Below are 2,652 nucleotides of genomic sequence, written 5' to 3'. Positions count from 1 at the left end.
ATCAAACTGCCGCTGCACTTGCCGGAACCTCAGTCATGTCCGGGCTGAAGTAGCGAGCCACGCGACCGGAGTCGATCGAATGCAAGCTGCCACCGCTCGGCTTCGAGTCTACGATCACCTTGTTAACCCACCATTCCAGACTCGTGCCAGCCACCGCAGTGGATTCTTCGCGGGCACGCCCGCTCCCACAATGGCGGCGGCGCTCTCAGGACATACAATCCACCCACAGGAAATGGCCGGCTCTTCCTCCTGAACCCAACACCTGTTCAACGTCCTGCGACTGCTGCCCCCCGCACCGTCACAAGCCGGGTGGCTGTACGCACCAGAAACCAAAACAGCCTCCCGATCACTCGCACAAGCGCCTGGACAGCTCCAGCTTGTAGGGCATTTCCGAAAATGACCTGCTTTGCCGATTTGCGCTTGATGATGCATGGCTGCTGCGCCAAGTTCATTGCCTTTGGTAGTCCTCCTGGGGTGTGGTTTAGCCACACAAGCCAGGGCCATGAATCGGCAAGGAGCTTGGCATGGATCTCTTACATAACGTTGCAGCGCCTCAGTGCGCCCCCCCACGGCGGGGCTGGAGTCATTTCCATGCCAGTAGCCGGCATTGTCGGGGCATCGCACTGGCGGTTCTGGGCACGGCCACCTTGATACCGATGGGTGAAGCACACGGCAGTACGATTGAGGCGGTGAACCATACCCATTGGGCGATCAACCATTTCAGTGTGGATGGACGTTCCGGGATAGACATCATCGGGCCGCATCAAGGTGGCGGTGGTGGGTGTTGCTACATCGCTCCAGAACGTTGGGTGCCTGGATTGAGCGTACGAGTTGACTGGGAGACAGGAGAAGCCTATCCCGACGGTTTTCCGGGTTTCGCGGATCGACCGAAATTCTTGGCGTGGGTCGAGAAGTTCGAAGCGCAGACTCGGAAACACAGCAAAATTGTTCCTTTACCTGATTACAGCGGCCAGGAGATCTGCGGCATCACCGTCCACTTCCTGCCCTGCGATGACATTCAAGTCACTACATCCTGTTATGCGTACGGCAGCCCCGAATACCCGATCAAAACCCCTCTGCACCTGCCGGAGCCTCAGTCATGTCCAAAGTGAACAAAGCCTCCGTCTGGCTACCGCCCGAGTTCCCACTGCAAGGCCGTTTGCCACAGCAGGCTTTTGAGTTTCACCAGAATCTGCGGCGCCAGTGCAGCATGGAGCATGATTACCACGACGCTTTGTGCGTAGCGTCCGGGATTCGCGTGATGCCTCCGTGTTGCAAAACCCTGCACGTCAGCCTGTTCTTCGATGGCACGGGCAACAACCTGAACAATGACCTGTATGAATCGGCCGTACCGCACCCCACCAACATCGCCCGCCTGTTCCGCGCGACCATCGGCGCTGGTCATGCCGGTGGCACATTGCACAATGGCAAGGCGCGTTGGTTGACTGATGAGGCGGGCAGTGGCTACGGCCAGTACTTCAAGCACTACATGCCGGGTGTAGGCACACCGTTTCCGGAAGTGGGCGATCTGGATTACACCAGCGATGGTCTGGCCTTCGCCCGGCGTGGCGAGGAGCGGATCAACTGGGGCCTGTTGATGGTGATTGATGCATTGCGCCGTGCGATCGGCCTGCCGCGGCGGGACAATGCCACCCTCATGGCGGCGGTCGAAGAAATGGGCACCTGGCGGGGCACCGAATGGATCACGGGCCGGGCCAACCGGGGCAGAGTGTTCCGCCGCGAACTCAAGGCCTTGCAGGAGCCATTGCGCTGGGCTCTGAGCGCGTTGCCACCCAGTCAACCGACCCTGGTGGGCGTGAAGTTGTATGTGTATGGGTTTTCCCGAGGCGCGGCGGCGGCGCGGGCGTTCGTCAACTGGTTCAACCAGTTGCTGGTGCCGAAAGAGCCGACGCCGACACTGCAGATCAGCAACTTGAAGTTGCCGGTCAGCGTTGAGTATCTGGGCCTGCTGGATACGGTGGTTTCGGTGGGGTTGGCCGATATTGCACCGGGCGCGAATGGGCATATGGGCTGGGGCGATGGCAGTCAGGGGTTGCCCAAAGGGGAGTTGGTCAAGCGCTGCTTGCATATCGTTGCCAGCCATGAGCAACGCTTGAGCTTTCCGCTGGAATCAATCCGGCGAGAGGACGGGACGTATCCGGATAACAGCGTCGAGGTGATTTATCCGGGCGTGCACAGTGATCAAGGGGGAGGCTATCCGCCGGGGGATCAAGGGAAGGCGCATGGGCACAAGGACGATTTGCTTCTGTCACAAATCGCTTTACACGATCTCTTTGATGACGCCTTCAAGTACGGAGCACCACTCAAGGCGCCCAAGGAGTCCCTTCCTGCCAATATGCGGCATGAACTATGGCGAGCGATGGAAGGCAGCCTTCTTTTATCCTTTGACGTATCTCCGGTGTTGGTCAACAGGTTTAATGGATGGCGGGATTCAACTCTGTGCTTTTCAGCTCATTCAAAACTGCAAGCTTCAGCAAAGGCCGAACGTTACCTTCCTCATCGCGGAGATCTAACGCTGGAAGATGCTCTTCGAATCCAAATGGACTGGCTCACCGCCTGGCGCATTGATCGCTACGCCTTTGGCAGCCTGGAAAATACGGCTTTCTATCACGCCGCCACGGATGAACACGC

2 protein-coding genes are annotated in these 2,652 nt (G+C 58.6%); both read left to right on the top strand.

Annotation, left to right across the window (positions count from 1 at the left end):
• Window positions 1-656 precede the first annotated feature (656 nt).
• Window positions 657-1,112, top strand: a complete 456-nt coding sequence (locus ACQKPZ_RS28100; RefSeq protein ID WP_427544535.1) for a DUF3304 domain-containing protein — start codon at window positions 657-659, stop codon at window positions 1,110-1,112.
• On the top strand, window positions 1,100-2,652 hold a 1,553-nt coding region (locus tag ACQKPZ_RS28095), incomplete at its 3' end, for a T6SS phospholipase effector Tle1-like catalytic domain-containing protein (protein WP_427544532.1). The genes ACQKPZ_RS28100 and ACQKPZ_RS28095, both read left to right, overlap by 13 nt.

Origin of the sequence: Pseudomonas sp. NPDC089547 (genome assembly GCF_050280665.1) — a bacterium.
Classification (GTDB): domain Bacteria; phylum Pseudomonadota; class Gammaproteobacteria; order Pseudomonadales; family Pseudomonadaceae; genus Aquipseudomonas.
Note: the sequence above shows the minus strand (reverse complement) of the source record. Positions and strands in the feature narration are given on the sequence as shown.